This is a genomic window from Agromyces cerinus, assembly GCF_016907835.1.
Lineage (GTDB): Bacteria > Actinomycetota > Actinomycetes > Actinomycetales > Microbacteriaceae > Agromyces > Agromyces nitratus.
This window is the reverse complement of record NZ_JAFBCT010000001.1, coordinates 2,519,608-2,545,957: the sequence shown is the minus strand read 5'-3', so window position 1 is coordinate 2,545,957 and position 26,350 is coordinate 2,519,608. Positions and strand designations below refer to the sequence as shown.

The 26,350-nt window shown below is 69.7% G+C and carries 23 protein-coding genes; 12 read left to right on the top strand and 11 right to left on the bottom strand.

The annotated features are described in order from the left end of the window. Positions 1–154 precede the first annotated feature (154 nt). Positions 155–2,767, top strand: coding sequence for an ATP-dependent Clp protease ATP-binding subunit (locus JOE59_RS11850; protein ID WP_204460715.1), 2,613 nt, complete (start codon positions 155–157; stop codon positions 2,765–2,767). A gap of 124 nt (positions 2,768–2,891) precedes the next feature. On the opposite strand, the gene JOE59_RS11845 is transcribed toward JOE59_RS11850, so the two are convergent. From JOE59_RS11845 to JOE59_RS11830, 4 genes are all read right to left on the bottom strand, one after another. Beyond that, on the bottom strand, positions 2,892–3,257 hold the full coding sequence (locus JOE59_RS11845) for a hypothetical protein (protein ID WP_179552311.1): 366 nt from the start codon (positions 3,255–3,257) through the stop codon (positions 2,892–2,894). A gap of 86 nt (positions 3,258–3,343) precedes the next feature. Beyond that, complete coding sequence (locus tag JOE59_RS11840) at positions 3,344–3,946, bottom strand: TetR/AcrR family transcriptional regulator (protein WP_179552312.1); 603 nt, start codon at positions 3,944–3,946, stop codon at positions 3,344–3,346. A 30-nt stretch (positions 3,947–3,976) separates the two neighbouring features. Beyond that, positions 3,977–4,765 (bottom strand): strictosidine synthase, encoded by a 789-nt coding sequence (locus JOE59_RS11835; protein ID WP_179552313.1) that lies wholly within the window; start codon positions 4,763–4,765, stop codon positions 3,977–3,979. A 31-nt stretch (positions 4,766–4,796) separates the two neighbouring features. Then, complete coding sequence (locus tag JOE59_RS11830) at positions 4,797–5,663, bottom strand: alpha/beta fold hydrolase (protein WP_179552314.1); 867 nt, start codon at positions 5,661–5,663, stop codon at positions 4,797–4,799. A 188-nt stretch (positions 5,664–5,851) separates the two neighbouring features. Between JOE59_RS11830 and JOE59_RS11825 the strand changes: the two genes are divergently transcribed. Together JOE59_RS11825 and JOE59_RS11820 are read left to right on the top strand one after the other, a co-directional pair. Continuing rightward, positions 5,852–10,372, top strand: a complete 4,521-nt coding sequence (locus JOE59_RS11825) for a beta strand repeat-containing protein (RefSeq protein ID WP_179552315.1) — start codon at positions 5,852–5,854, stop codon at positions 10,370–10,372. 113 nt (positions 10,373–10,485) lie between these two features. Next, a complete protein-coding gene (locus tag JOE59_RS11820; protein ID WP_179552316.1) occupies positions 10,486–11,517 on the top strand; it encodes a hypothetical protein in 1,032 nt (343 codons plus the stop codon). Between the two features lie 12 nt (positions 11,518–11,529). Here the strand turns inward: JOE59_RS11820 and JOE59_RS11815 are convergent, their stop codons facing one another. Then, positions 11,530–12,078: an immunity protein CdiI family protein gene (locus tag JOE59_RS11815; protein WP_179552317.1), complete on the bottom strand. Its 549-nt coding sequence runs from the start codon at positions 12,076–12,078 to the stop codon at positions 11,530–11,532. A gap of 186 nt (positions 12,079–12,264) precedes the next feature. Next, positions 12,265–12,834 (bottom strand): hypothetical protein, encoded by a 570-nt coding sequence (locus JOE59_RS11810; RefSeq protein WP_179552318.1) that lies wholly within the window; start codon positions 12,832–12,834, stop codon positions 12,265–12,267. A 167-nt stretch (positions 12,835–13,001) separates the two neighbouring features. Here JOE59_RS11810 and JOE59_RS11805 point away from each other — a divergent pair, with 167 nt between their 5' ends. After that, entirely contained in the window at positions 13,002–13,676 is a 675-nt protein-coding gene (locus tag JOE59_RS11805; RefSeq protein WP_239560225.1) for a hypothetical protein, read from the top strand. 4 nt (positions 13,677–13,680) lie between these two features. On the opposite strand, the gene JOE59_RS11800 is transcribed toward JOE59_RS11805, so the two are convergent. Together JOE59_RS11800 and JOE59_RS11795 are read right to left on the bottom strand one after the other, a co-directional pair. Further along, the gene (locus tag JOE59_RS11800; RefSeq protein ID WP_179552319.1) at positions 13,681–14,076 is read right to left on the bottom strand and encodes a nuclear transport factor 2 family protein; all 396 of its coding nucleotides are present in this window, start codon (positions 14,074–14,076) and stop codon (positions 13,681–13,683) included. 150 nt (positions 14,077–14,226) lie between these two features. Then, positions 14,227–14,754: a DUF4190 domain-containing protein gene (locus JOE59_RS11795; RefSeq protein WP_179552320.1), complete on the bottom strand. Its 528-nt coding sequence runs from the start codon at positions 14,752–14,754 to the stop codon at positions 14,227–14,229. Between the two features lie 184 nt (positions 14,755–14,938). Between JOE59_RS11795 and JOE59_RS11790 the strand changes: the two genes are divergently transcribed. From JOE59_RS11790 to JOE59_RS11780, 3 genes are all read left to right on the top strand, one after another. Further along, positions 14,939–16,300 carry a serine hydrolase domain-containing protein gene (locus JOE59_RS11790; RefSeq protein ID WP_204460713.1) on the top strand — a complete coding sequence of 454 codons (1,362 nt, stop codon included), beginning with the start codon at positions 14,939–14,941 and terminating at the stop codon, positions 16,298–16,300. Between the two features lie 130 nt (positions 16,301–16,430). Next, complete coding sequence (locus JOE59_RS11785; RefSeq protein ID WP_179552322.1) at positions 16,431–17,063, top strand: VOC family protein; 633 nt, start codon at positions 16,431–16,433, stop codon at positions 17,061–17,063. A 49-nt stretch (positions 17,064–17,112) separates the two neighbouring features. Then, on the top strand, positions 17,113–17,697 hold the full coding sequence (locus tag JOE59_RS11780) for a zeta toxin family protein (RefSeq protein WP_204460711.1): 585 nt from the start codon (positions 17,113–17,115) through the stop codon (positions 17,695–17,697). A gap of 63 nt (positions 17,698–17,760) precedes the next feature. On the opposite strand, the gene JOE59_RS11775 is transcribed toward JOE59_RS11780, so the two are convergent. Next, positions 17,761–18,387 carry a TetR/AcrR family transcriptional regulator gene (locus tag JOE59_RS11775; RefSeq protein ID WP_179552324.1) on the bottom strand — a complete coding sequence of 209 codons (627 nt, stop codon included), beginning with the start codon at positions 18,385–18,387 and terminating at the stop codon, positions 17,761–17,763. 53 nt (positions 18,388–18,440) lie between these two features. On the opposite strand from JOE59_RS11775, the gene JOE59_RS11770 reads away from it, so the two are divergent. Next, entirely contained in the window at positions 18,441–19,841 is a 1,401-nt protein-coding gene (locus tag JOE59_RS11770) for an amidase (protein ID WP_204460709.1), read from the top strand. Between the two features lie 59 nt (positions 19,842–19,900). On the opposite strand, the gene JOE59_RS11765 is transcribed toward JOE59_RS11770, so the two are convergent. Together JOE59_RS11765 and JOE59_RS11760 are read right to left on the bottom strand one after the other, a co-directional pair. After that, positions 19,901–21,229, bottom strand: a complete 1,329-nt coding sequence (locus JOE59_RS11765; protein ID WP_204460707.1) for a 6-phospho-beta-glucosidase — start codon at positions 21,227–21,229, stop codon at positions 19,901–19,903. Further along, positions 21,226–21,975: a DeoR/GlpR family DNA-binding transcription regulator gene (locus JOE59_RS11760; RefSeq protein WP_074261783.1), complete on the bottom strand. Its 750-nt coding sequence runs from the start codon at positions 21,973–21,975 to the stop codon at positions 21,226–21,228. The genes JOE59_RS11765 and JOE59_RS11760 overlap by 4 nt, the downstream gene beginning before the upstream one ends. A gap of 117 nt (positions 21,976–22,092) precedes the next feature. Between JOE59_RS11760 and JOE59_RS11755 the strand changes: the two genes are divergently transcribed. The 4 genes from JOE59_RS11755 to JOE59_RS11740 are packed head-to-tail and all read left to right on the top strand — an operon-like array spanning position 22,093 to position 26,258. Continuing rightward, positions 22,093–23,193 (top strand): carbohydrate kinase family protein, encoded by a 1,101-nt coding sequence (locus JOE59_RS11755; RefSeq protein ID WP_307837041.1) that lies wholly within the window; start codon positions 22,093–22,095, stop codon positions 23,191–23,193. Next, positions 23,190–24,545: an ABC transporter substrate-binding protein gene (locus tag JOE59_RS11750; RefSeq protein ID WP_204460705.1), complete on the top strand. Its 1,356-nt coding sequence runs from the start codon at positions 23,190–23,192 to the stop codon at positions 24,543–24,545. The genes JOE59_RS11755 and JOE59_RS11750 overlap by 4 nt, the downstream gene beginning before the upstream one ends. Next, on the top strand, positions 24,538–25,443 hold the full coding sequence (locus JOE59_RS11745) for a carbohydrate ABC transporter permease (RefSeq protein WP_179552329.1): 906 nt from the start codon (positions 24,538–24,540) through the stop codon (positions 25,441–25,443). Before JOE59_RS11750 ends, JOE59_RS11745 begins: the two co-directional genes overlap by 8 nt. Beyond that, positions 25,440–26,258, top strand: a complete 819-nt coding sequence (locus JOE59_RS11740) for a carbohydrate ABC transporter permease (RefSeq protein ID WP_204460703.1) — start codon at positions 25,440–25,442, stop codon at positions 26,256–26,258. Before JOE59_RS11745 ends, JOE59_RS11740 begins: the two co-directional genes overlap by 4 nt. Positions 26,259–26,350 lie beyond the last annotated feature (92 nt).

Sequence of the window (26,350 nt, the reverse complement as noted above, 5' to 3'; positions counted from 1 at the left end):
AATGATGGCACGCCACGCTATCGATCCTGATCGTGTGCGGACCGACAAGGGTGTGCACGTCGGCGGCGCAGATCGTCAGCGCTGGGAAGCGGGAATACCCGCGCCCCCTCCGCGTTGAACTTGAGCGTACCCCGCTCAACTTCCAGGAGGATTGGTGCCCGAAGACTTCAACCCCGAAGCCGGCGCGAGCTCGTTCGACGAGTTTCTCGCCCGCTATCTCGCGGGTGAGCAGGCGCGTCAGGCTCGGTCGATCGACCTCAGCCGGTTCCTGACCGCCCGTACTCAAGGCATCCTGCGTCAAGCAGGACGCTTCGCGCTCGAGCGCGGCCAGACCGAGCTCGACGCCCTGCACATCCTGCGCGTGATCGTCGAAGACGAGAGCGTCAAGCAGGCGATCGCCCGCATCGGGGTCGCCCCCGAGCGGCTCATCACCGCGACCGAGGCGCGCCTGCCCGCTGCCGGCGACACCGCCGACATCAACGCGGCAACGATCACCCCGAGCGCCTCCCGCGCGCTGTTCCACAGTTACCAGGTGGCGCGCTCGGCCGGCTCGACCTACATCGACCCCGAGCACCTCTTCTTCGCGCTCGTGCTGGGGCAAGACGCTCCTGCCGGCCAGGTGCTCGCGCGCGCCGGCGTCACCGCCGAGGCCCTCACGCAGGGCATGCGCGAGACGATCGAAGCGGGCATGCCGGGTGCTGATGGCGACACGGATGCCTCGGGCATTCCGGGCACCGGGACATCCGACACCCCCATGCTCGACAAGTTCGGCACCGATCTCACCGAGCTGGCCGCGAACGGCGAGCTCGACCCCGTGATCGGCCGTGCCGACGAGATCGAGCAGACCATCGAGATCCTCAGCCGTCGCACCAAGAACAACCCGGTGCTGATCGGCGAGGCCGGCGTCGGCAAGACGGCGATCGTCGAGGGCCTCGCCCGCGCGATCGTCGAGGAGTCGGTGCCCGAGGCACTGCTCGACAAGCGCGTGATCTCGCTCGACCTGCCCGGCATGCTCGCCGGCACCCGCTACCGCGGCGACTTCGAGGAGCGCCTCACCAAGACCATGGAGGAGATCGCCGCGCACAAGGGCGAGCTCATCATCTTCATCGATGAGATCCACACCGTGGTCGGCGCGGGCGGCTCTGGCGACGGCGGCACCGACGCGGGCAACATCCTGAAGCCGCGCCTCGCGCGCGGTGAGCTGCACCTCGTGGGTGCGACCACGCTCAAGGAGTACCGCGCCATCGAGAAGGACCCTGCCCTCGAGCGCCGGTTCCAGCCGGTGCGCGTGGGGGAGCCCTCCATCGAAGACGCCGTGCTGATCCTGCACGGGCTGAAGCCCGCCTACGAGGAGCACCACGGCGTGCAGTACACGGATGCCGCGCTGCGCGCCTCCGTCGAGCTGAGCGCCCGCTACCTCACCGACCGGGTGCTGCCCGACAAGGCCATCGACCTCATCGACCAGGCAGGCGCACGTCTGCGCCTGAAGCTCGGCATGAAGACGGATGTCTCCGCGCTCATCGCGCGACTCGCCGACCTCGAGGCCGACAAGAACGCCGCCGTGAGCGCCGAGCACTACGAGGAGGCCTCGCGCATCCGCGACGAGATCTCGAAGGTGCAGGATCGGCTCGATGCGGCCACCGAGAAGGGGCGCGCTGGTTTCGACAAGCTCAACCAGCAGGGTGACGGGCTCAACCAGCAGAGCACCGTGATCGACGAGGCCGAGATCGCCGCGGTGATCTCGCGGGCCACCGGCATTCCGGTGAACCGCCTCACCGAGAGCGAGCGCGAGCGCCTCGGCGACCTCGAGGGCGAGCTGCACGCGCGCGTCATCGGTCAGGACGACGCGGTCACCGCGGTCGCCAAGGCCGTGCGCCGCAGCCGCACCGGCATGGGCGACGCAAAGCGCCCGGTCGGGTCGTTCCTGTTCCTCGGGCCGACGGGTGTCGGCAAGACCGAGCTGGCGCGTGCGCTGGCGTCGTCGCTCTTCGACGACGAGCAGGCGATCGTGCGCTTCGACATGAGCGAGTTCGGCGAGCGGCACACGGTGTCGCGCCTCGTCGGCGCCCCTCCCGGCTATGTCGGGTACGACGAGGCCGGGCAGCTCACCGAGCGTGTGCGGCGCAACCCGTACTCGATCGTGCTGTTCGACGAGATCGAGAAGGCGCACCCCGACGTGTTCAACCTGCTGCTGCAGGTGCTCGACGACGGACGCCTGACCGACGGCCAGGGTCGCACGGTCGACTTCCGCAACACGGTGATCGTGATGACCTCGAACCTCGGTTCGGAGTTCCTCGCGTCGCGTTCGGGTGCACTCGGCTTCGTCGCCTCGACGGATGGCTCGGGCTTCAGCTCCTCCGATGACGTGCGCAACCGCGTCATGGGCAAGGTGCGCGAGGCCATGCGCCCCGAGTTCCTGAACCGCATCGACGAGATCGTGCTGTTCCAGAAGCTCGACGAGCCGCAGCTCGCACAGATCGTGCGCCTCATGCTCGGCGCCACCGCGTCGCGGCTCGCCGCGCGCGAGGTCGCCTTCGAGGTGACGGATGCCGCGGTGTCGCTGCTGGCCGAACGCGGCTACGAGCCCGAGTACGGTGCCCGGCCCCTGCGCCGCGTGATCCAGCGCGAGATCGACGACCGCATCAGCGACCTCTTCGTGAGCGGTGCGCTCGGCGACGGCGAGGGCGTGCAGGTGGATGCCTCGGGCGGCGAGTTCGTCGTGACATCCGTGCCCCGCGCGACCGTGACGCTGCCGGTGGCGGCGTAACCGCCTCGCTGCGTCGCACGTAACCGTGTGAATCAGCGACCGTAACCGGCCGAAGACGAACGCCCGGCCCTCTCGGAGGGTCGGGCGTTCGTCGTGCAGGAACAGGCGGTGATATCGCCCGGAGTCATCCCCGCAGCGTCGACGCCATCGACACGAGGAACGTCAGGAGATCGACGAGAGCCATCGCCCCGAGTGCGACTCCCGCCCCGGCACGAGCGCGTCCGGTCGGACGGCGAAGTGCGATGATGCCGGCGACGATCGCCACGATGGCGAGCACCCCGGCGAGCGATCTCGACACGATCAGGGTCATTGCGGCCCATCCGAGCAGGCTCCAGGCGTCGACGGAGTCCTGTGGGATCAGCGCGACCACGATCCACGCCAGGTTGGCCGCAACCGCACTGATCCCGGCCGTGAATGAGACGGCCGCGCTGGTCGAACGGGAATCCGTCGGAGTTTCGTCGCGGGGCGGTGCCGTGTCGGGAGTGACCATGGAGACATCCTGTCGACCGCGCATCACGGCCCGGAAGGGTGCGGCTGCCCCCAACTCGGGGGGCCTGCGCGGGCGCGAGCGGGCGATCAGCTCGGGAGCAGCACGCCGACCTGGTCGCGAATGTCCTGCACGAGTTCGTCGACGGTGCGGGTGATGTTCGCCGTCGCCGCCATGGTGACGAACATGATCGCCGAGACGACGCGCGCGAGGGTGGCGGCGTCGCGCTCGCCGAGGCGGTCGTCGCGACGCAGCACGGCGGCGACGGCCTCTTCGGTCTGCGCGGTCAGCGTGAGCGCGTCGCGGTGGTGCGGCTCTTCGGGGTCGCCGAAGACCAGCTCGCGCAGGTAGGTGCGCCCGTTGTCGATCTGGATGCGGTTGCAGTGCACGACCGGGCGCACGATCGCCATCACCGCCTCGAGCGCATCGGGCAGGCTCTCGGCGGCCGCCCGTCCCTCTTCGAGGGCGTCGGCGTAGCCGGAATTCTGCACGAGCAGGAGCAGCTCGCCCTTGGTCTTGGCGTAGAGGAAGAGGGTGCCGGCGCCGATATCGGCCTTCTCGGCGATCTGCTGCGTGGTGACGTCGTCGACGCCGTGCTCGGCGAAGAGTTCTCGCGCGGCGGCCGTGATGCGTTCGAGCTTGACCTGCTTGTTCCGCTCGCGCCGCCCGACCGGTGCCGTGACCGAGGCCATTCCGTCCTCCAGGATTCGATCTGACTGTGCTCAGTTCTGAGCATAATGCGGGAGGACTCGGCCCTCTCTCACGTATGTCAACGCCTCGGAGACGTTGTAGGCGTGCGCCGCCGATGCGAACATCGACAGCTCGTCTGACATGGTCGAGATCGCGTCGCCCTCGAAGAATGCCGCGCGCGCGGAGGCATCGGCGAAGCCGAGCACCAAGGAGGCGTGGAACCGCTGGTCGGCGGGATTGTCGTGGGCGACGTCGGGGGTGTTCCAGAGCTTCTCGTTCCAGGGCATGAAGACCTGGGTGCGCAGCTCGGTCACGGGTGCGGCCTTCGTGAGCGCAGGCACGAGGCTGTCGGTGAGGTACCTCCGGAACGCTCGAGTGCCGACGCCCTCGCGTCGCCTGACGTAGACGAGGGCACGTGACCCCGTGTCGCCGTTTCGCTCGTACCAGCGGGTGGAGTTCGGCGGGCCGGCGTACATCAGGGTGCGCCGGAACACGTTCACCTCGTCTTGGAACGCGAGCTTGGTCTGCGCACGGCCCTGCACTGGCGCGAGCGCGGAGGCGAAGGTGACCTCGGCGACCCCGTCGATCTTGCGATCTGCGGGAATGGTCGTCTCGACGCCGTGCGTGGCGGGCCAGAGACCGGGAATGGTGGCGTCGAGGTGGAGCTGCCGGTACTCGTCGAGCCCCGGGCTTGCCGAGATGATCTTCGAGTGCGGGCCCTTCCAGTGCTCCATGCCCTGCTGGCGGGGCTGATCGGTGCGCATCCACAGCAGGATCGATGACGCGAGCGCCTTCTTCGTGAACGGAATCGTGTTCGTCATGGTGTGCCTTCCTGAGTGATTCGAATGCCGGTCAGCGCGCGAGGAACCGGGCGGCCACGGGCGCGAAGCGGTCGTGGAACTGGAAGATGCCGCCGTGGCCGGAGTCGGGGTAGATGATCAGCTCCGACCCCGCGATGCGGCGGTGCAGGTCGTCGGAAAGCACCGAGGGCACCATGCGGTCGTGGTCGCCATTGGCGATCAGGGTGGGCTGGGTGAGCTTCGAGAGGTCTGCGGGCGCCGAGCGACCCCACTTCTTGATCGCCTTCAGCTGCGTCTGGAACGCCTTCGTCGTGATCGGGGCGTCGCGGTCGACGGTGCGCTCCTGGAGTCGGCTGACGAACGCCTTCGCGGCGGGCTTGCCGGTGGCGTTGCGGTTGAAGAAGAGGAACTCCTTCGGGTCGGAGCGGGTCAGGGTCGCGCGCAGGATGTCGAAGTAGGTGACGCCGGCGACCTTGTCGATGCCGGCGCCGCCGGCGGGGCCGGTGCCGGTGAGCACGAGCTTGCGCACGAGCTCGGGGTGCTCGACGACGAGGGCTTGGGCGACCATGCCGCCGAGCGAGAACGAGAAGATGTCGATCTGGTCGAAGCCGAGCGCGCGGACGAAGGTGTAGGCGTCAGCGGCCATCGCCTCGACCGAGTCGGGCACCTCGCCGGTGGAAGCGCCGACCCCGCGGTTGTCGAACGCGATGACGTGGCGGCCCTCGGCGATGGGGTCGATGATGCGCGGGTCCCAGTTGTCGAGGGTCGCGGCGAGGTGCACGAAGAAGACGACGGGCACGCCACCCTTCGGGCCGAGCTCGCGGTAGGCGTAGGTGACGCCGCCGGCGGTGATCGTGCGGGTGGGGGCCTTCGCGTAGGACGTGACCGGCCCGCTCGCGGTATCGGGGGTGGTGCTCATGAGGATTCTCCTTTTTCGTGAGTTGACTCAATTATGAGTCGACTCAGTAAAGTTGTCAAGCGAAGCCGCGCGCCACCCCCGTTCTCGGGTCTGGTGGAACGTGCGCGACGGGTCGAGTGTTGGCACAGCTCCGCATCGAACCCGACGAACGCGGATCGACGGCTTGGTGCCGCCTCGAGGAGGCCCCCGTGTCCAACGCGCTTCGTCTGCAATCCGTCGCTGCCCTCGCCCCGGATTCGCGCCGGTCGACTCGGCTCGCACTCGTGCTGTTCACGGTGCTGGCGATGATCGTCGTGCTCGCGACCCCGTCGGTCGCGTTCGCGGCCGACACCGAGACGCAGCTGCGCTATGCGTGCGCGCAGAAGTCGAACGGGCTGATGCGGGCGGCTTCGAGCCCCGGCGACTGCCGTCCGAAGCAGGAGACGCCGGTCACGATCTGGCCGGGCCCGACCTCGCTCTGCATCCAGCCCGACGGCTCGGTGCGCCGCTTCGCGTCGGCGAAGTCGTGCACGGGCGCGAAGCCGGCCGGCACGGTGCTCGTCGTGCCGACCACGACGGGCGAGCCCGTGTACTTCTGCGCGCCCGCCTCTGGCGTGCTGCGCCGGGTGAGCGCCGCGACCGCGTGCCTCAGCACCGAGCAGCGCTACGTGATCGGCAACCACGCCCCGAGCGCCCTCACGCTCTCGAACGATTCGCTGCCCGAGAACGAACCCGCGGGCACGATCGTCGGCACCCTCGGCCTCGTCGACGACGACCCCGCCGCGACGCCGGCGTTCTCGCTCGTCAGCGGCGCCGGCAGCGGCGACAACGCGGCGTTCACGATCACCGGATCGACGCTCAAGACCGCGGCGAGCTTCGACTTCGAGACGAAGGCGAGCTACTCGATCCGCGTGCGCGGCACCGACGGGTACGGCGGCAGCCTCGAGCAGGTGTTCACGATCAGCGTGCTCGACGTCGTCGAAGACGTGCCGCCGACCGCGGTCGCCGACACGGCGACCGTCGAGGAGGACGCCGCGCCGACGACCGTCGACGTGCTCGTCAACGACGACGACATCGACGGCGGGCCGATCTCGATCAGCCAGGTCAGTCAGCCCGTGAACGGCACCGTCGTGATCGCCGGCGACGAGGCATCCGTCACCTACGAACCCGACCCCGGGTTCTGCAACGACCCGCCCGGCACGACCATCGACGAGTTCACCTACACCCTCGCACCCGGTGGCTCGACGACGACGGTCGGCGTGACGGTCACGTGTGTCGACGACCTGCCGGTCGCCGCCGACGACGAAGCCACGGTCGACGAGGATGCCGCCGCCACGGCGATCGACGTGCTCGCGAACGACACCGACAGCGATGGCGGCGCGCGCTCCATCACGAGCGTCGTGCAGCCCGAGCACGGCACGGTCGTCATCACGGGCGGCGGCACAGGGCTCACGTACCAACCCCATGCCGAGTACTGCAACGCGCCACCCGGTGACGCGAACGACGTGTTCAGCTACACGCTGACCCCCGGCGACGCGAACGCGCAGGTCTCGGTGAAGGTGATCTGCATCGCCGATGCGCCCGTCGCCGACGACGAGACGTTCGACGGTCCCGACGCGGCCGTCGGCAACACGTTCCTCGTCATCGACGACCCGACCGACGGCGCAATCGACCTCTCCCGCCCGCACCTCCTCGTCGCGGGCAACCTGCTCGAGGGCGACACCGACGCCGACCCGGGCACCGAGCTCGCGATCGAGTCCGGTGTCACCGTGACCGAGCAGGGCGGCTTCGTCTACCTCGAGGCCGACGGGGACTTCGCCTATCTGCCACCAGTCGGCTGCACCGCCGCCACCGACGGGTTCGACTACACGGTCACCGACCGGGGCGCCGTGCAGGCGCTGACCGACACCGGGCATGTGACCATCGCCATCAGCGACTGCGTCTGGTACGTCGACAACGCCGCCGACGGCAACGACGGCAACGGGAGCAAGCCGTTCGACACGATCGCGCAGGCCGCGGCGGCGAGCAGCGCGGGCGACGACATCTTCGTGTTCGACGGCGACGGCACCTCGACCGGGTATTCGACCGCGATCGTGCTCGACGACGACCAGCAGCTCATCGGCGAGGCATCCGACCTCGTCGTCGGCGGCCGCACCCTGCACGTGGGTGACCCGGCGAAGCGACCAGTGATCACGGCGACGAGCGGAGCGAATGTCGTCAGCCTCGGCGTCGGCAACCGTGTCGCCGGGCTCGAGGTGCACCCGGTCACCGCGGGCGGCGGCATCGGCGTCTCCGGCCCTGGCGGCGACGCGACCATCGACGACGTGCGCATCGTCGACACGGTCGCCGGCGGCATCGGGCTCGCGTTGCAGGACGCGACAGGTACGAACACGATCGGCGACCTCGAGGTCGACGTCATCGGCCTCGGCGTCGTCGTCAACGACAGCGCGAAGATCGTGTTCGATCCGGCGGCCACCGTGAGCATCCGCACCTCCGGAACCGGGTGGGCGTTCCTCGCGCAGCGCAGCAACCTCGAGGGAAGCCAGATCGACCGGATCGTCGTCGACGATTCGTTCGACGGCGGCGTCAGGCTGCAGCAGACGACCGGCGCCATCACCTTCGGCGACCTCGACATCCGCACGCTGAACTCGACCCAGGCGGCGTTCTCGCTCAGCCTGACCGGGCCGGTGACCGTGCCGGCGAGCGCGACCGCGAAGATCGTCGCGACCAACGGCCCGGCGGTCCACGTCGGCGCGTCGTCGGGCTCGTCGCTCTCGTTCGACGAGGTGACCTCGACGAAGAGCAGCGTGTACGGCATCAACATCGACGAGATCGGCGCGGGCACGTTCTCGGCGGCAGCCGGCGAGCTCTCCGCGGGGCCCTTCGGATCCACCCCCTTCAGGGTGCGCGGCGGCAGCGGCGACATCTCGTACGGCGGCTCGATCACCGACGGACCCGCAACCACGAGTGTCGACATCCAGAGCCGCACCGGCGGCACCGTCACGCTCTCGGGGTCGATCACCGACGGCAGCGACGCGGGCGGCGGCGTCGTCGTCGCGAACAACACCGGCGGCGCGACCGTGTTCTCGGGAGAGTCGAAGCACCTCGAGACGGGCGCGAATCCGGGCGTCTCGTTCGGGTCGTCCAACGGGCACACCCTCTCGATCACCGGTGGCGGCCTCGACGTCACGACGACGAGCGGGGTGCCGCTCGCCGCCTCCCTCTCGGGCACCATCGTCGTCACCGGCGAGGGAAACACGCTCTCGAGCACGACCGGCACCGGACTCTCGATCGTGCTGACCGGAATCGGGGCCGACGACGTCACGTTCCGGCGAATCTCCTCGAACGGGGCGCCCTCGGGCATCGTGCTGCTCGGCACGGGCACGGCGGGCGGCCTGCACGTCACGGGCGACGGCAGCACGGTTCAGGGCGGGGATGCCTCGGGCGGCACGATCGCCGCCACCACAGGTGACGGCATCTCGCTGCTGAGCACGGCGGATGTCTCGCTCCGCAACATGCGCGTCGAGAACAGCGCCGGCAACGGCATCGGGGGCGTCGGCGTCATCGGGTTCTCGTTCCTCAGCGGCACGGTCACGGGGGCGGGTGACGCCGACGGCGAAGACGGCATCGCCTTCGACGGGTCGAATGCCAACCTCTCGGGTGCGGTCGACATCTCGAACAGCGTGCTCACCTCGAACGAGGCATCCGGCATCTCGATCACGAATGCGGGCGGCACCATCTCGTCGGCGACAATCACCGGCAACCGCATCTCGGATGCCGGCGACCTGCTCACACCGGGGGCGGCGCTGCTGCTACAGGCCACCGGCACCACCGGCGGCGCCGCGACGATCACGAAGGCGACGATCTCGTCGAACGTGATCACCGATTTCCGCTCCGGGCACGGAATCAGGCTCATCAGCGGCAACCAGGCGGGAGCCGCGAAGTCGACGCTCGGGATTCCCGGCAACCTCACGAACGTCGTCGCGGTGACCGGCAACCGCATGGACGGCGGCAGCGGCGGCATCGAGCAGCAGCCCGAAGCGTTCGTCGACATGCAGGTGCTCGGCGCTGCCGACGCCAACGTCGACGTGTCGACGAACGGCACGGATGCCGAGCCGATCCGCCACCTCGACTGCCAGGCGATCTCGGTGCTCACGGGCGGCGCGGCGAACGTCACGGCCAAGTTCGATGCCAACGTCATCGCCGCGGGCAGCCGGCCGGGATGTGCCGGAATCAACGCGAACGCGATCTCGCTCAACACGGTCGGTGCGACCCTCGCGGCACGCGTGACGAACAACAAGGTCAGCGCGACCGGCGGCCCCGGCATCTTCGTCGGAGCGTCAGGCGCGGGCATGACCACGGCGAGGGTGACGGGCAACAACGTGCTCGCGCCTATCGGCGATGGGTATGCGGGGTACGCGGGCATCATCGTCGCAGCGGGCTCGATCGCCGGCCCGGATTCCCCCGTCTGCGTGTCGATCACGGGCAACACGACCGCCGGCGGCACCGGTGTGTTCCAGGCGACGGGCATCCAACTCTCGAAACTCTCGACCGACCCGACGATCAACGACTTCGGCATCGAGGGGCTCCCGCAGGGCCAGACGGCGTCGCCCGCCGTCGAGAACTACATCAACGGGCTCAACACGAGCGCGTCGGGCAGCGTCGGTGTCGGTGGCACCGTGCTCTCGACGGCGACGAGCGGGTTCAGCTCGTGCACGACCGGCCTGTGAGCATCGGGGTACGGAAGCACCGAGGTGCCGGCACCCGCCGATCGGAGACGTGACGCGGGCGACCACCCCAGTACGCTGAGCCGAGCCGAATCGCCCTGACTCAGAGGACCTTGGTGCGCCCGAACGATCACCCCGAGCATGACCGCGCCGCGTACGTGCCGCGATTCGTCGACGTGGGCGGTGGGAGATCGAGGGTTGCGAGAGCGGCGCTCGACGTGGTGCGCAAGCTCATGCTGTGGTCCGGCCTCGTCACTCTGGCGGGCGCCGGGCTGCTGGTCATGCTGCTCGTCACGGAGCCCGAGGCAGGCGCTGAGCCCGCACCGTGGATCGGCCTCGTCGTCTGCGCCGTCGTCGTGATCGCCTGGATCGGGCTGGCCCCCGTGCTCACCGCCGCAGCCGACCGGTGGGACGGGCGCACGTACCTGCTCACCGCCAACTGGGAGTCCCGTCACACCTTCGTCGAACAGGCCGAGGAGCGCCGCCGCGCGGCATCCGTCGACGATGCCGGCCCGGCGATCCTCGCTCCGCGTACCACCTGGTGGCTGACCTGGGCCACGGGCGCGACCGGTGCGGCCCTCGGCCTCGCGGTCGTCACGTGGTTCGTGTCGTTCGTGATGCGCAAGCCGTGCCGCAGGTGCGAGGAGCTCTCCTACGACGAGCCGGGTGAGCGATTCATCGACTGGCTCAGCGCCACCTCGGGTGTCGTCATGGCGGTGCTCGCAGCGCTGCTCATCGCTCACCTCGTCGTGCTGCGCGTGCGCGAGATCGCCGCCGCGCGCTGGATCGCCGACGGGCAGCCGCGTCGCACGCGCGCCGAGCGCATCGAGCGGTTCCTCATCGGCAGCCGCGCGGCCGTGCTGTTCGCGCAGGGCCTCGTCGCAGCCGTCGCCCCCGCCGCCCTCGTGGTGGCGTTCGCCGACATCTGGTTCGACGTGTACTGGGCGGATGCCGCGATCGCCCTGCCGCTCGCGGCGGCGGCGTTCATCGTCGCGATGATCATCGCCGTCTCCGACGCCGACGCCGCCGTGCGCGAGAGCAATGCGCTCAGGGCCGCCCTGTCGCCGGGGGACCTGACGCCCAAGACCGTCGCCGCACGAGTGGCGGCGCAGCGCGTCGCGCGCAAGACGTCGAAGGTCGCCGCTTAGCGACCACGCGCATCAGTCCTGTTCGGGCTGTTCGGGCTGTTCGGGTCGTTCGGGCGGTTCAGGCTGTTCGGGCGGCACGAACAGCTGCCCGGTTCCCGGCATCACTGCGAACCAGCCGACACCGCTCCCGCCGGATGCGTCTCGTTCGGCGGCGAGCTTCGCAAGCTCGGCCCGCTCGACTCTTGCGGCATCGGCCCGTGCCGTGAACGCCGCGGCCGCGACGGTGTTCGTCGGCGGCTCCGGCGAGCTGTACCTCGCGGGTGCCGGGCTGAACACGTCGTATTCGACCTCGAACGCCGAGCCGAGCTCGTCGCCGAGCCGATGCGCCAGCTCTCGGCCGACCTGACGGGCTCGAGCGGGCAGATCGGGCGACCGCCATTGCTGCTCGTGGTCGAGCCCCTCGTCGTGGAATCGCCTCCACGCCTGCAGATCTGCGATCAGGGCTGAGCTGAGGCCGCTCTGCTCGTATCGAATCGGGTCGGGAAACCAGACCACCGATGAGGCGTAGTCGTAGTACAGCCGCACGACCTCGGTGTCGTACCGGTACTCCTGCGCCGCCATGACCCGATCCTACGAGTCCCGAAGGCAGGGGGCGTCAGCGCCGGCGCGGCGGTGCCGAAGTGCCGAAGTGCCGAAGTGCCGAAGTGCCGAAGTGCCGAAGTGCCGAAGTGCCGAAGTGCCGAAGTGCCGAAGTGTGGGCAGAGGACGACACGACTGCGCACGGTCTCGATGCGGGCGTCGGCGCGCTTACTCGACCGGAGTCGCGGCGAGGTCTCGCGACCGTGCGTCGGCGTCGGCACCAGTCGGAGCGAGGGCGAGCGAGCGGATGCGCCATCCGTACCAGGCGACGGCGAGCGTCGTGATCGCGTAGATCGTGACAGCCTGCAACGCATAGGCCGGGTAGTCGATGAGCCAGCGCGACGCTGACGCGTCAGTGCCGAACGCCGGGTTGTCGCTCACCGACGGCACCGCGGCACCGACCCAGTACCCGACGACCTGTGCTGCCGCATAGATGAGCACCGCCACGCCGAGCGTCAGCCAGGCCTGACCGGTGCGTGAGCGCCACACGGCTCGTGTCTTCCGAACCGCTGACCGAGGCGTCCATCGTTCCGCGACGGGGGCGGCGATCGCGCTCATCACGGGGGCGGCGACGAACGCCGCCACGAGGAGGGCGAGCAGTGCGAACGTGCCGATCATGAGCAGTTGCTCACTGCCCGCCCGGCTGCGCATGAGCTCGGGAACGAGCAGCAACGCGAGGAGCGGAAGGCACGCGACGATGGAGACGAGCCAGGTTCGGAGGAAGACGGCGAGCGGCATGTCTCGAATCTAGGCAGCCCGGACGTCACGGGGAATCGGGAAAACCCCCGAACGCGTCGAGACAGAGCGGGATGCCCATGACCTGACCCGGCGGGTCGATGGCGCGGAGGTCGACGGCTGTGCCATGGTGAGCAGCAATCCGTGTCGGGTGGGGCGAAGGGGGCACCATGAGCGAGGCGTCGATCGAGCCGGCCCAGGCCCCGCCCCCGGCGTCGACGGAGCGCGCACCCGTCTCGCGGTGGCGCCATCGGCCGTTCATCGAGATCGTCGCCGTGGCGATGCTGTCGGTGACCGCCATCCTCACCGCCTGGTGCGGCTTCCAATCCGCCAAGTGGAGCGGCGAGCGGGCGATCGCGTTCGCCGAGGCATCCGCTGCCCGTGTGGAGGCGAGCGATGCCGACGGCCAGGCACGCGAGGCCCGGGTCGTCGACCTGATCATCTACGCGGAATGGGTGACCGCCAACGCGCAGGGCGACACGGCGCTCGCCGATCAGATCGAGGCGCGCTTCACGCCGCACTTCACGATCGCCTTCGACGCCTGGCAGGCGGGCGGCGAGGTCGAGCCAGGGCCGTTCGCGATGGCCGAGTACGTGCCGCCCGGCACCGAGGAGAGCGCGGAGCTCACGGCCGTCGCCGATGAACGATTCGCCCAAGCGCTCGAGGATACCGAGCGCGGCGACAACTACTCGCTGCTGACCGTGCTGTTCGCCCTCGTGCTCTTCCTGACGGCGATGGCGCAGCGCGACGTGCACCATGTGGCGGCGTGGATGATGCTGGGGCTGGCGGGGATCATCGCGGTGAGCGGGTTCGTCGTGCTGCTCACCTTCCCGATGCGCTTCTGAGCGGCTACCCGAGCTTGTCGGCGTGCCGGTGCACCACGCGCCATCCGCCCGGCTCGCGGCGGTAGACCTGGGTGGCGCGCAGGGTGAAGGTGCGCGGCTCGCCGTCGATCGAGGCAGAGGCGCGCTCGTACCCGACCGTGTACGCCGCTTCGCCGAGCACGTCGAAGGCGATCAGGTCGAACGCGTAGTCGGTGCAGTGCGAGAAGCTCGTCGACAGCTCCTCGAACGCCTCGACCAGCTCGGCGCGATTCGAGGCGTTGCGCCAGGCGCCGAGCACGCTGACCGGCTCATCCGCCGACCAGATCGCGCGGCGCGGACCGTCGTCGCCGTCGAACATGGCGCGTTCGGCCCGCACGAACTCGCTCTGGAGCCAGATCAGGAAATCCTCGCGATCGCTCATGATCTCAGGATCCTCCGGTCGGCCGCCGTGCACAATCATCGAGCTGCCTCGAGGTCGTGCACGAGAAGTTCGCACGGGCGAACCCGTGAGAACGACGAAGCGCCGCCGGGCTCGGCCCGGCGGCGCTTCATGCGGTGGTGCGGGTGGCGATCACTCGCAGGTGTAGGTGACCCCGTCGAGCTCCCAGACGCCCGGGCCGAGCTCGCTGCACATGTCGACGACGCCGCCGACGAGCGACGCGCTGACCGCGATGATGACGATCGTGGCGATGATGCCGAGCACGGTCAGGATCGCGCCGACGATGATGCCTGCCGTGGCGGGGGTGTTCTTCACGCCGGCCTTCTTCGACTGCGACTTCGCGATGATGCTCACGATGAGGCCGACGAGGGGCAGCACGATCGCCAGCACGAGGCCGGCGATGCCGAGGCCCTTGCCGGGAACCGGCGCGGCCGCGGGTGCGCCGTATGCGGCGGCCGGAGCCGGCGCGGCAGCAGGAGCCGGCGTGTAGGCCGGGGCGGCCGGGGCTGCCGGAGCGGCGGGCGCCTCGGCTGCAGCAGGCGCTGCGGGAGCAGCAGGAGCTTCGGGTGCCGCGGGCGCTGCGGGCGGCGCTGCGATGTGGTCGGGCGCTGCGGGCGGCGTCGGAACGGTGGGTTCCTGCGGCTGGTTCGGGTCGGTCATGATGCTCCTCTGTCGTGGTGCTACTCGGGTCGTGGTGCTGTGTGGTGCGCAATCGCTCCCGGACGATGATGCCAGTCGCAGCGTCATTATGGAGGAGACTCGCGTCGGAAGGGTGAATCGGCCGTTCAACTGTGGAAACCGAACAGGATTCGGCGGCGTACTTCGCGCTTGCTAGCATCCGCTCGTGCACATCCTTCGCCGGGTGATCGTCATCGTCGCCGTCACCGCCCTCGTTCTCATCGCCGCGTTCACCGGGGTCTACCTCTGGCAGCAGCCGATCCTCCTGACCGGCACCGGCTACGCCGCCCACAACGCGTGCGCCGGCGTCTTGGTCGCCGGCCGCGACGACCCCGCCACCGACCTGCCGCCGAACCCGCTCGTGCCCTACCTGCAGGTCGACTCCGACGCGGATGCCGGCACGGCAACGGCTTCGATCCTGGGCGCCATCGCGCACCAGAACGCCTGGTACGCCGAGGGCTTCGGCTGCACGCTGGCCGACCAGCGGCCCGAGCTCGGCGAGGCCACTGCGATCGACGCGCAGGGCAACCCGTTCACCGACGTCGCAGCGGCCACCGCACCGACGCCCGAGGCGGGTGCCGCGCTCGAGCAGGCGATGGGCCGTGCGTTCGGCGACGAGCTCGCGGCATCCGACACTGAGGCGCTCGGCACTCGCGCAGTCGTCGTCGTGAAAGACGGCGAACTCGTCGCCGAGCGCTACGCCGACGGCTTCGACGCCGAGACCCCGCAGCTCGGCTGGTCGATGTCGAAGAGCGTCACCGAGCTCATGACGGGAATGCTCGTCGAGCAGGGCGTCGTCTCGCTGGGCGACGACCACCTTCGGCCCGAGTGGACCGACGAACGCGCTGCCATCACCGTCGAAGACCTGCTGCGCATGCAGAGCGGCCTCGAGTGGGACGAGACCTACGACCTCGGCACGCCGATCACCCGCATGCTCTACCTCGAGCCCGACATGGGCGCCTACGTCGCGAGCCTGCCCCTCGAGCACGAGCCCGGCTCGGTGCAGGAGTACTCGAGCGGCAGCACGACCCTGCTGTGCTCGGTGCTGACCGAGCGCACCGGCCTCGGCGCCGACCTGCCGCGGCAGACGATCCTCGGTGCGCTCGGCCTGTCGACGGCGACCTTCGAACCGGATGCCGCGGGCACGCCCGTGTGCTCGTCGTACCTCTGGGCGGCACCTCGCGACTGGGCCGCACTCGGCCAGTTCGCCCTGCAGGAGGGCGAGTGGAACGGCGAGCAACTGCTGCCCGAAGGCTGGATGACGCAGACCCTCACGAACGTCGAGCACGACCAGACCGACGACGCCGGGTACGCGATGGGCTTCCGCACCAACATGCTGCCCGACGGCAGCCTGCGCTGGCCCGAGCTGCCCGCCGACACCTATTACATGAGCGGTCACGACGGGCAGAAGGTCGTCATGGTGCCGTCGGAGGAGCTCGTCGTGGTGCGCATGGGCTTCACCCCGGCCGCCGACGACGAGCCCTCGGAACGGCAGTTGGTCGCCGACGCGATCGCCGCGCTCGGCTGACGCGCGCTCCGCTGACGCGCGCTCGGCTGACGCGCGCTCGGCTGACGCGCGCTCGGCTGACGCGCGCTCGGACTCGAAGCGAGCAGTATCGAAGAAGTGCCCGGCGATCAGGGTGAATAGCGTCGCTGGTATGAACATCGACACCACCAAGCTCACCTCCATCGCCTCGATCACGCTCGACGTGGCAGACCCCGACGCGGCCGCGCGCTTCTACGCCGACGCCTTCGGGCTCGGGCCGCAGGTTCGCACCAGGGCGGCGGATGCCCCGTCGACCGGGTTCCGCGGATTCACCATGTCGGTCATCGTGTCGCAGCCGGCCGACGTCACCTCCCTCTTCGACTCGGCCGTCGCGGCCGGGGCCACGGTGCTGAAGCCCGCCGAGAAGTCGCTGTGGGGCTTCGGCGGCGTCGTGCAGGCGCCCGACGGCGCGATCTGGCAGGTCGCCACCGCGTCGAAGAAGGACACGGGGCCGGCGACCCGCACGATCGACAACCTCGTGCTGCTCATCGGCGCCGAAGACGTGGGCGCGAGCAAGCGCTTCTACCTCGACCGCGGACTCGCCGTCGCGAAGAGCTTCGGCAGCTACGTCGACTTCGCCACCCCGGGCAGCCCGATCGGACTCGGCCTCTACAAGCGCCGCGCGCTCGCCAAGACCGTGGGCGTCGCCGCCGACGGCTCGGGGTCGCACCGCCTCCGCGTCAACGGCGACGCCGGGGCGTTCGCCGACCCCGACGGCTTCGAGTGGGCGAGCGCCGGGGAGTAAGGCTGCTGAGGAGGGCGAGCCGCGGCATCCGTTCGATAGCCTGACCGACATGACTGCGCAGGCCGAACGAACCGACGATGCCCGGCCGACCGCGATCCTGATCGTCGGCGCCCCGGCGTCGGGAAAGTCGACCGTGGGTCGACTGCTCGCCGAACGACTCCGCCCCGGTGCGTTCATCGAGGGCGACGCGCTCTGGCTGATGGTCGTGGGAGGCCGCGAAGACATGAGCGATCCGCCCAGCGACGCCGCGCTCGCGCAGCTCGAACTGCGCTACCGGCACGGCGCGATGCTCAGCCGTTCGTTCGTCGATGCGGGCATCAGCGCCGTGCACGTCGACAACATCTTCGGCGACGGGGTCGGCGCGCAGCTCGACCGCATGGGCGGCGGTCGGCGGGCGCTCATCGTGCTGCGGCCGAGCGTCGAGGCGATCGTGCACCGCGACACCGAGCGGGGCAGCGGCGCCTACGACGGATGGATCGGCGACGGCACGGTCGCCGACGCCGTACGAACCTTCGACGGATGGGTCGGCGAGACGCCGCCCGTCGGCCTCTGGGTGGACTCCAGCGAGCAGAGCCCTGAGCAGACCGTGGACTGGATCATGGATCGGTGGGACGAGGCGCTCGTCGGCGAGTGACGGGTCGCGGGTCGGCCTCGGGCAGGCCCGGGGCTCCTCGACCGGTGAGATGTCCGCGGACGCCTATTCGCCCGGCGTGATGCCGCGCACGAGCGTCGCGTCGAGGCCGGCGAGCAGCGCGTCGAGGCCCTGGTCGAACATGCCGAGGTCGCGGAGGCCCGTGATGCCGTCGGTCACGGAGGACTGCTCGTCTGCGTCACTGCGAGCTCGGCTGCGCGCCCACACGACGAGGAACCCCGAGGCGTAGGCGTCGGCGATGCCGAGGATCTGCTGCGCCTGCTCGGTGGTGAGGCCGGCGGCCTCGAGACCCGCCACGAACCGGGCCAGGTGCGGTGCGACCGGCGAGGTGTCGTACGGCGCCAGCGCGAGCAGTTCGAACGAGTTCGGCAACTGCACGGCCAGGTCGCGGTAGGCCGAGAGGGTCTGGAACACGATCTGCTGCCAGCCCTCGCCGCGCGGCTCGCGCAGGTCGAGGCGTTCGATCAGCTCGTCGACGATCGCGTCGATCAGGTCGTCGCGATTGCGCACGTGCGTGTAGAGGCTCATCGGAGCGCAGTCGAGTTCGGCGGCGAGTCGCCGCATCGTCAACGCGCCGAGCCCGTCGCGTTCGATCAGCGTGATCGCGGCCGAGCTGAGGTCGCGTCGGGTCAGATTCTGTCGAATCTCCTCAACCTCTTGACGTGGAGCCATGCGTGCAACAGTATCGTCCGTACATTGTACGGACGCACGAAAGGCACCACTCCATGGATCTGTATCGGCTCACCGCCACCGAGGCATCCGAGCTGTTCCGAAAGCGGGAGCTCTCCCCGGTCGAGCTGCTCGAATCGGTGATCGCCCGCACCGAGGCGACCGAGCCCGCGATCAACGCCGTGACCGAGCAGTGGCTCGACGAGGCGCGGGCCGCCGCGCTCGTTTCCGAGGCGCGTTTCGCGGGCGGCGAGCAGGTGCGCGCACTCGAGGGCATCCCGCTGATGCTGAAAGACGAGCAGCCCGTCGCCGGGCGCCTCCTCGAAGACGGCTGCCTGCTCGAACAGGGCAACATCGCCGACGTCACGCACCCGATCGTGGATCGCATCCAAGACGCCGGCGCCGTCATCCACGGCCGCACGAAGACCCCCGAGTACTGCTGCTCGCCCGTGACCCACTCGAAGCTGTGGGGCATCACCCGCAACCCGTGGAACCCCGACTACACGCCTGGCGGTTCGTCGGGCGGCTCGGGCGCGGTGCTCGCCGCCGGCTCGACGATGCTCGCCACCGGCTCCGACATCGGCGGGTCCATCCGCATTCCCGCGTCGTTCTGCGGCGTCGTCGGATACAAGCCGCCGTTCGGCCGCGTGCCGGGCATGGCGCCGTTCAACTCCGACACGTACTGCGCCGACGGCCCGATGGGGCGCAGCGTCGCCGACGTCGCCATGCTGCAGAACGTGCTCTCGGGCCCGTGGGTCGGCGACGCGGCATCACTGCGCGAGGTGGCGGCGGTCTCGGGCGCGGTCGGCTCGCTCCGCGGCGTCCGCATCGCCCTGTGCATCAACCTCGGCGGCTACGAGGTCGACCCCGCGGTCGAGGCCAACACCCGCGCCGTCGCCGCGGCGCTGACCTTCGCCGGCGCCACCGTCGACGAGGTCGTGCTGCCGTGGACCCCCGAGCAGGTGCAGCAGACGGCGTGGCCGCACTTCGGCGCCGTCATGGGGCCGTTCATCGAGAGCATCGTCGAGGGCGACCCCGATCGCGCCGCGCAGCTCATGCCGTACACGCGCGCTTTCGCGGCGAAGGCCGCCGCGGGCGGCGACTACGTCGAGGGACTCGTCGCGGAGTCGGCCTTCTACCTGCCGTTCGCCGAGATCATGACCGAGTACGACGTGATGATCTGCCCGACGGTCGCGAGCACGGGCCTCGCCGCCGACGAGCCCGCGACCGACAGCGACACGGTCTTCTCGCAGCTCATGACCCTGCCGTTCAACGTCATCGGCCGGGTGCCGGTGCTCGCCGTGCCGTCGGGCATCGCCCCGAACGGCGTGCCGACGGGTGTGCAGATCGTCGGCCGAACGTACGACGACGCCAGCGTCTTCCGCGTGGGCGCCGCGCTCGAGCAGGAGCTCGCGCTCTGGACCGACCCGGCCTGGTGGCCGGCGCTGCAGGGCTAGGGGAGCCGGCGCATCCGCTCGCTGACGGTGTCGGCGTCGAATCCGACGCCGACACCGTCTCAGCGCAGCAGGGCGCCGATCTCGGGGAAGTTCTCGCGGTACCGGTCGAGCAGCGAGCGTGCGACGCCGACCGAGTCGACGAGCGGATGCGCCGCGAACGCGCGCCAGGCCTGCTCGCGGGACTCCTCGTGCACGGCGCTGATGATGAGCCGCTCGGCGGACTTCACCTGCGTGATCAGGCCGAGCATCTCGCCCGAGACGGGGGCGATGGGCCAGGGGTGCACGCCGTCGCCGTCGACGACGCAGCCCACCTCGACGACCGCGTCTTCGGGCAGTTGCGGCACGAGCGAGTTGTTGCGCACGTTCAGGATCATCGTCGACGACCGGCCGGTGGCGAGCGCGGCCATGAGGTCGAGTGCGACCTCGTGGTACCCGCCGCCGTCGACATCCGACTCGAGGCGCTCCTCGTCGTCGGGCCGGCTCTCGGCCATGTAGCTCGACTCGCGCTCGTGGCGGGCGCGCATCCACGTCGCGAGCGGGTCGTCGCCCGGGGCGGCGTAGAACGCCGACTGCTGGCGGTCGAGGAACTCGCCGCGCGTCGACGGCGCCGAGCGGATGCGTTCGGTCGCCTCGCGCGTGAAGTAGTAGTAGTAGAGGTACTCGTTCGGCAGGGCGCCGAGCGCCCGCACCCAGTCGAAGCCCATCAGGCGGGCCTCTTCGATGGCCTCGAGCGACTGATCGGACTCGAGCAGCTTCGGCAGCAGGTCTTCGCCGCCGAAGGTCATCGAGCGGAGCCACCCGAGGTGGTTCAGGCCCACGTAGTCGAAGTCGACGCGGTCGGCGGTGCCGCTCACGGCGGTGGCTGCGCGACGGATGAGCCCGATGGGGGTGTCGCAGATGCCGACCACGCGGTCGCCCAGCACGCGCTGCATCGCCTCGGTGACGATGCCGGCGGGGTTCGTGAAGTTGATCACCCAGGCGTCGGGCGCGACATCGCGGATCGTCTCGGCGAGCCGGGTCATGAACGGCACCGTGCGGAGCGCGTAGGCGAGGCCGCCGGGGCCGACCGTCTCCTGGCCGAGCACGCCGAGGTCGAGCGCCGTCTTCTCGTCGAGGATGCGGCCGCGCGTGCCGCCGATGCGCACTGCGCTGAAGACGAAGTCGGCGCCGCGGAGCGCCTCTTCGAGGTCGGTGGTCAGCGTGATGGTCGGCACGTGGCGCTTCTCGCGGGCGAGGCTCGTGAGGATCGCACCGATCGTCTGCAACCGTGACTCGGAGACGTCGTAGAGGCTCAGCTCGTCGATGCGCACGGGTGCGTGGTCGGCCGAGACGGCTTCGAAGACCTGCGGGACGCGGAAACCGCCGCCCCCGATGATGGCGAGCTTCACGCGACCATCACCTCGACACCGGCCTCGCGCAGCACCTCGAGCGTCGAGGCATCCGCGTCGTCATTCGTCACGATGGCCGAGATGTGCTCGGGACCGCAGACGCTGAGCACGCCGACGCCCGGGAACTTCGAGGCGTCGGCCAGCACGACGGTGCGCTGCGAGGACTCGATCATCGCGAGCTTGATCGGCACCTCCATGCCCGTCGTGTCGGAGATGGTGCCGTTCGCCCGGATGCCGCTCGTGCCGAGGAAGCACGTGGTCGCCCGGATCTGCGCGAGCGCCTGCTCGGTGAGGGTGCCGATCATCGAGTTGTAGTTCTTGCGCACGGCTCCGCCGAGCACGATGAGCTCGACCACGTCGTCGTCGCGCAACTCGTCGATGACCGCGAGGCTCGCGGTGATGACCGTGATGCGCCGGCCGCGCAACTGGCGGGCGAGCAGTGCGGTCGTCGTGCCGATGTCGATGATGACGACGTCGCCCTCGGCCACGAGCTCGGCGGCCTTCTCGGCGATGCGCGATTTCTCGGGATGGTGCTGTCGTTCGACATCGGTGAACGGGATCTGGTCGGGCTCGATGCTGCCGCCGCCGCGCACGCGTCGGAGCAGGCCCTCGGCACTGAGGGTGTTGAGATCACGGCGGATGGTCGAGAGCGAGACGCCGAACTGCTCGGCGAGCTCTTCGACGGTGACTTCGCCGTCAGTGCGCAGGGAGTTCAGGATGTGCGCCTGTCGCGTTGCTGTGAGCATGTGGAAGAGCGTAGCAGTCAACTTCGCGCACGAATTGACGCAAGAGCGTTCATTCGAGAGTATGTTCAGTCAAAGGTCATCGACGATCGTTCATGCGATCGCACCCGAGGAGGATCCGTGACGGAACGCGCTGCCGACGATGTCGTCGATGTGCTGCTGGCCGGGCCGGTCTTCTTCGATCTCATCTTCACCGAGCTGAACGCGGCACCGCGACCGGGCACGGAAGTGCATGCGGAGGCGCTTGCCAGCAGCCCCGGCGGAGTCGCCAACCTCGCCGTCGCCACCGCACGGCTCGGCCTCGGCACCGCGCTCGCCACGACGCTCGGCGACGACGTCTACGGGCGCTGGTGCTGGGAGTTCCTCGCCGACCACGAGGGCATCGACCTCGGCTCCTCGCGGCTGGTGCCGAACTGGCCGACGCCGGTCACCGTGTCGATCGCGTCGGGCGGCGACCGCAGCATGATCACGCGCGAGGAGGCGTCGCCCGTTCCCGCCGGCGCACTGGTCGGCGACCGGCTCGCGGCCCGCGCGACCTTCGCCGACCTGGGCGCGATGTCACGCGGTGCACGCGCCGATGACGCCTGGTGGCGGCCCGCGACGCGCGCGGGCACCAAGATCTTCGCCGACATCGGGTGGGACTCCTCCGAACGCTGGGACACCGCCGACCTGCAGCCCCTCGCAGACTGCTTCGCATTCACGCCGAACGAGTCGGAGGCCATGGCCTACACCCGCACCCAGTCGGCCGTCGCCGCCGCGCGCGCCCTCGCCGGCCGAGTGCCGCTCGTGGTCGTGACTCGCGGAGACGAGGGCGCCGTCGCGATCGACTCGGCGCGCGGCGAAGAGGTGATCGTGCCGGCCGTGCCCGCCAAGGGGCGCGATGCGACCGGGGCCGGCGACGTGTTCGGCGCATCGCTCGTGCTCGGCACGTTGCGCGAATGGCCGCTCGAGCAGAGCCTCTCGTTCGCCGCACTGTGCGCCGCCCTCGCCGTCGAGCACCCCGGCGGTGCGCTCGCGGCGCCCGGATGGGGCGACCTCGCCGACTGGTGGGACCGCACGCGCAGCGACGGCGATCGCGAGCTCGTCGCACGGTTCTCGTTCCTCGCCGAGGTGCTGCCCGAGACCCCCGGCCGCCGCCGGTCCGAATCCACGTTCCCCTTCGCCGACTACCGAGCCACAGCAGCCCGGCGATCGTTCCCCGACAAGAGAGGTACATCATGAAGCGAAACATCCGATTCAGCACTGTCGCCCTGGGAGGTGCCGCGCTCGTCTTCGCCCTCGCCGGCTGTGCCCCGGGAACCGGCAGCACGGGCGGCAACGAGACCACCGGTGAGATCAGCACCGACATCTCGGGTGTCGGCGACGTCACCCTCACGGTGTGGGACCAGGAGGTGCGCGGCGGGCAGAACGAGCAGATGGAGCAGCTCAACGCCGCGTTCATGGAGAAGTACCCGAACGTGACGATCGACCGCAACTCGCAGTCGTTCGACGACCTCGCGACGACGCTTCGCCTCGCGCTCACCGATGCCGACGCGCCCGACGTCGTGCAGGCCAACAACGGCCGCAACACGATGGGCCAGTTCGTCGCGGCCGAGCAGCTGCGGCCGCTCGACGACTACGCAGAGGCCTACGGCTGGGCCGATCGCTTCTCGCCGTCGGTGCTGCAGTACTCGACCTACAGCGACGACGCGAAGGTCTTCGGCGACGGCAGCCTCTACGGCCTCCCGCAGGTCGGCGAGGTCGTCGGCATCTTCTACTCCAAGAGCAAGCTCGAGAGCCTCGGCCTCGAGGTGCCCACCGACTGGACCGAGTTCGATGCCGCGCTGAAGGCGGCGAAGGCGGCAGGGGAGACCCCGATGCAGCTCGGCAACATCGAGAAGTGGCCGGCGCTGCACGTGTTCGGCCCGCTGCAGGGCGACCACGTCGACGCCGAGGTCATCACCGACCTCGGACTCGGCAACGCTGGCCAGAGCTGGACCACGCCCGAGAACGTCGAGGCCGCAGCGACGCTGCAGGGCTGGGTCGACGCCGGCTACTTCAACGACGGCGTGAACGGCACCGACTACGACGCCGCATGGCAGGCCCTCGCAGGCGGCGACGGCGTGTTCCTCATCGGCGGCTCCTGGCTCGCCGCCGACCTCGGCGACGCGATGGGCGACGACGTCGGCTTCTTCATCCCGAACACGGGCGACGGCACGCCGGCGACGACCGGCGGCACCGGCCTGCCCTTCACGATCACCTCGGCGGCCGACAACACCGACGTCGCCGCGGCCTACCTCGACTTCATCACGAGCGACGAGGCGATGGAGGTGCTCGCCGAGACGGGCAACCTGCCGGTGAACCGCACCGCGGAACTCGCCCCCGACTCGGGCGTGCAGGCCGACGTGTTCACGGTGTTCGGCGACGTCACGGGCGACGGCAGCCTGCTGCCGTACCTCGACTACGCGACGCCGACGTTCGGCGACACCATGGGTCAGGCGCTGCAGGACCTGCTGGCCGGCCAGGCGACTCCCGAGCAGTTCACGGAGACCCTGGAAGCCGACTACTCGGAGTTCGTCGCAAGCAATGAGTGACGGCACCACCACGGTCGGGCGGAGCGCCACTCGGCGCCCCGCCCGATCGGGCTGGGTCGCGTGGGCGTACCTCGCACCGGCCCTGCTCATCTACGGCGCATTCCTGCTCTTCCCGTTGGGCCGCGCGGCGCAGTACTCCCTCTTCGAGTGGGACGGACTGGGGGAGTCGACGTTCGTCGGCCTCGACAACTACGTCGAGATCCTCTACGACGAGCGCCTGCGCGAGGCGTTCTGGCACGCCCTCGTGCTCGTGTTCTTCTACGCGGTGCTGCCCCTCGCGATCGGCCTCGTGCTCGCCGCGCTGCTCACGCGCTCGCAGGTGCGGGGACTCGGCTTCTTCCGCAGCGTCATCTTCCTGCCCCAGGTGATCGCCATGGTCGTCGTCGCCGTGACCTGGCGGCAGATCTACGCTCCCGACGGCCCCCTCAACGGATTCCTCCGGCTCATCGGGCTCGATTCATTGACCCGGCCGTGGCTCGGCGACTACACCTTCACCCTGCCCGCCGTCGGGCTCATCGGCACCTGGGTGTGCACCGGCCTCGTCACCGTGCTGCTCATGGCCGGCATGAGCCGGGTGCCGCGCGAGCTGTACGAGGCGGCGCGGCTCGACGGGTCCGGTCCGGTGCGCGAGTTCTTCGCGATCACCCTGCCGACCGTTCGCGGCGAGATCACGGTCGCGCTCACTCTCACGATCGTGGCCGCGCTCAAGACGTTCGACCTCGTCTACGTCACGACGAGCGGCGGCCCCGGCACGTCGACCACCGTGCCGAGCTACGAGATCTACCGCCGCGCATTCCAACTCGGGGATGTCGGCGTCGCCACCGCCGTCGGCATCGTGCTGACCATCATCGTCTTCGCCATCAACGGCGTCGTCAACATGATCGGAGACAGGAAATGAAGGTCTCCCCGATCGAACGGGGCGCGAACTATCTCGTGCTCATCGGCTTCGCGCTCGTGGTGCTCGGCCCCATCGGCGTCATCGTCACCATGGCGTTCGGGCCGAAGGACGCCTCCGCCGCCCGCGAGGGCGGCGCGTTCCACCCCGAGAACTTCCCCGAGGCGTGGGAGATCGGCCGGTTCGGCCAGTACATGCTGACGTCGGTGGTCGTCGCGACGATCGTGGTCGTCGTGTCGGTGCTCGCCTCGATCCTCGCCGGGTACGCGCTCGGAACGATGCGATTCCGCGGGGCGACGCTCGTCTTCTACGTCTTCCTGCTCGGCATCATGGTGCCGACCGAGGCGTTCATCGTGCCGCTCTACTTCGACCTGCGGGTGCTCGGACTCACCAACACGGTCTGGGGGGTCGCGCTGCCGCAGATCGCGATGTCGATCGCCTTCGGCACGTACTGGATGCGCACGTACTTCCGCACCTCGAGCCTGGCGCTGATCGAAGCCGCCCGCCTCGACGGTGCCAGCTCCATGCGTATCCTCTGGCAGGTGCTGGTGCCCATCGGCCGGCCCGCGATCCTGACCCTCGTGCTGCTCGTCTTCATGTGGACCTGGAACGAGTTCCTCATCCCGCTCGTGATGTCGCCCAACGGCGCGGTACGCACCGCGCCACTCGGGCTCGCGTTCTTCCAGGGGCAGTACACGCAGGGCACTGCCCTGCTCGCGGCGGGCGCGGTCATGGTCGCCCTGCCGGTCGTGCTGCTCTACGTCTTCCTGCAGCGGCACTTCATCAAGGGCATGATCGAGGGCGCAGTGCGCGAGTGATCGGCGAGCGCGCAATTGCGCGCACGCGATTTGCGCGTATTTGAATGAAGATGCTTGCAACGTGACCGAACCTGCCCTAGCTTGAGGGGGAT

Bases quoted from the DNA above. Each gene is read 5' to 3' on its own strand.
- JOE59_RS11830 (WP_179552314.1), bottom strand. From the start codon at position 5,663: ATGAGCACCACCCCCGATACCGCGAGCGGGCCGGTCACGTCCTACGCG.
- JOE59_RS11810 (WP_179552318.1), bottom strand. From the start codon at position 12,834: ATGCCGCTCGCCGTCTTCCTCCGAACCTGGCTCGTCTCCATCGTCGCG.
- JOE59_RS11745 (WP_179552329.1), top strand. From the start codon at position 24,538: ATGAGTGACGGCACCACCACGGTCGGGCGGAGCGCCACTCGGCGCCCC.
- JOE59_RS11815 (WP_179552317.1), bottom strand. From the start codon at position 12,078: ATGGCGGCGCAGGAGTACCGGTACGACACCGAGGTCGTGCGGCTGTAC.
- JOE59_RS11800 (WP_179552319.1), bottom strand. From the start codon at position 14,076: ATGAGCGATCGCGAGGATTTCCTGATCTGGCTCCAGAGCGAGTTCGTG.
- JOE59_RS11840 (WP_179552312.1), bottom strand. From the start codon at position 3,946: ATGGCCTCGGTCACGGCACCGGTCGGGCGGCGCGAGCGGAACAAGCAG.
- JOE59_RS11775 (WP_179552324.1), bottom strand. From the start codon at position 18,387: ATGGCTCCACGTCAAGAGGTTGAGGAGATTCGACAGAATCTGACCCGA.
- JOE59_RS11760 (WP_074261783.1), bottom strand. From the start codon at position 21,975: ATGCTCACAGCAACGCGACAGGCGCACATCCTGAACTCCCTGCGCACT.
- JOE59_RS11795 (WP_179552320.1), bottom strand. From the start codon at position 14,754: ATGACCGACCCGAACCAGCCGCAGGAACCCACCGTTCCGACGCCGCCC.
- JOE59_RS11780 (WP_204460711.1), top strand. From the start codon at position 17,113: ATGACTGCGCAGGCCGAACGAACCGACGATGCCCGGCCGACCGCGATC.
- JOE59_RS11750 (WP_204460705.1), top strand. From the start codon at position 23,190: ATGAAGCGAAACATCCGATTCAGCACTGTCGCCCTGGGAGGTGCCGCG.
- JOE59_RS11835 (WP_179552313.1), bottom strand. From the start codon at position 4,765: ATGACGAACACGATTCCGTTCACGAAGAAGGCGCTCGCGTCATCGATC.
- JOE59_RS11805 (WP_239560225.1), top strand. From the start codon at position 13,002: ATGAGCGAGGCGTCGATCGAGCCGGCCCAGGCCCCGCCCCCGGCGTCG.
- JOE59_RS11785 (WP_179552322.1), top strand. From the start codon at position 16,431: ATGAACATCGACACCACCAAGCTCACCTCCATCGCCTCGATCACGCTC.
- JOE59_RS11770 (WP_204460709.1), top strand. From the start codon at position 18,441: ATGGATCTGTATCGGCTCACCGCCACCGAGGCATCCGAGCTGTTCCGA.
- JOE59_RS11740 (WP_204460703.1), top strand. From the start codon at position 25,440: ATGAAGGTCTCCCCGATCGAACGGGGCGCGAACTATCTCGTGCTCATC.
- JOE59_RS11845 (WP_179552311.1), bottom strand. From the start codon at position 3,257: ATGGTCACTCCCGACACGGCACCGCCCCGCGACGAAACTCCGACGGAT.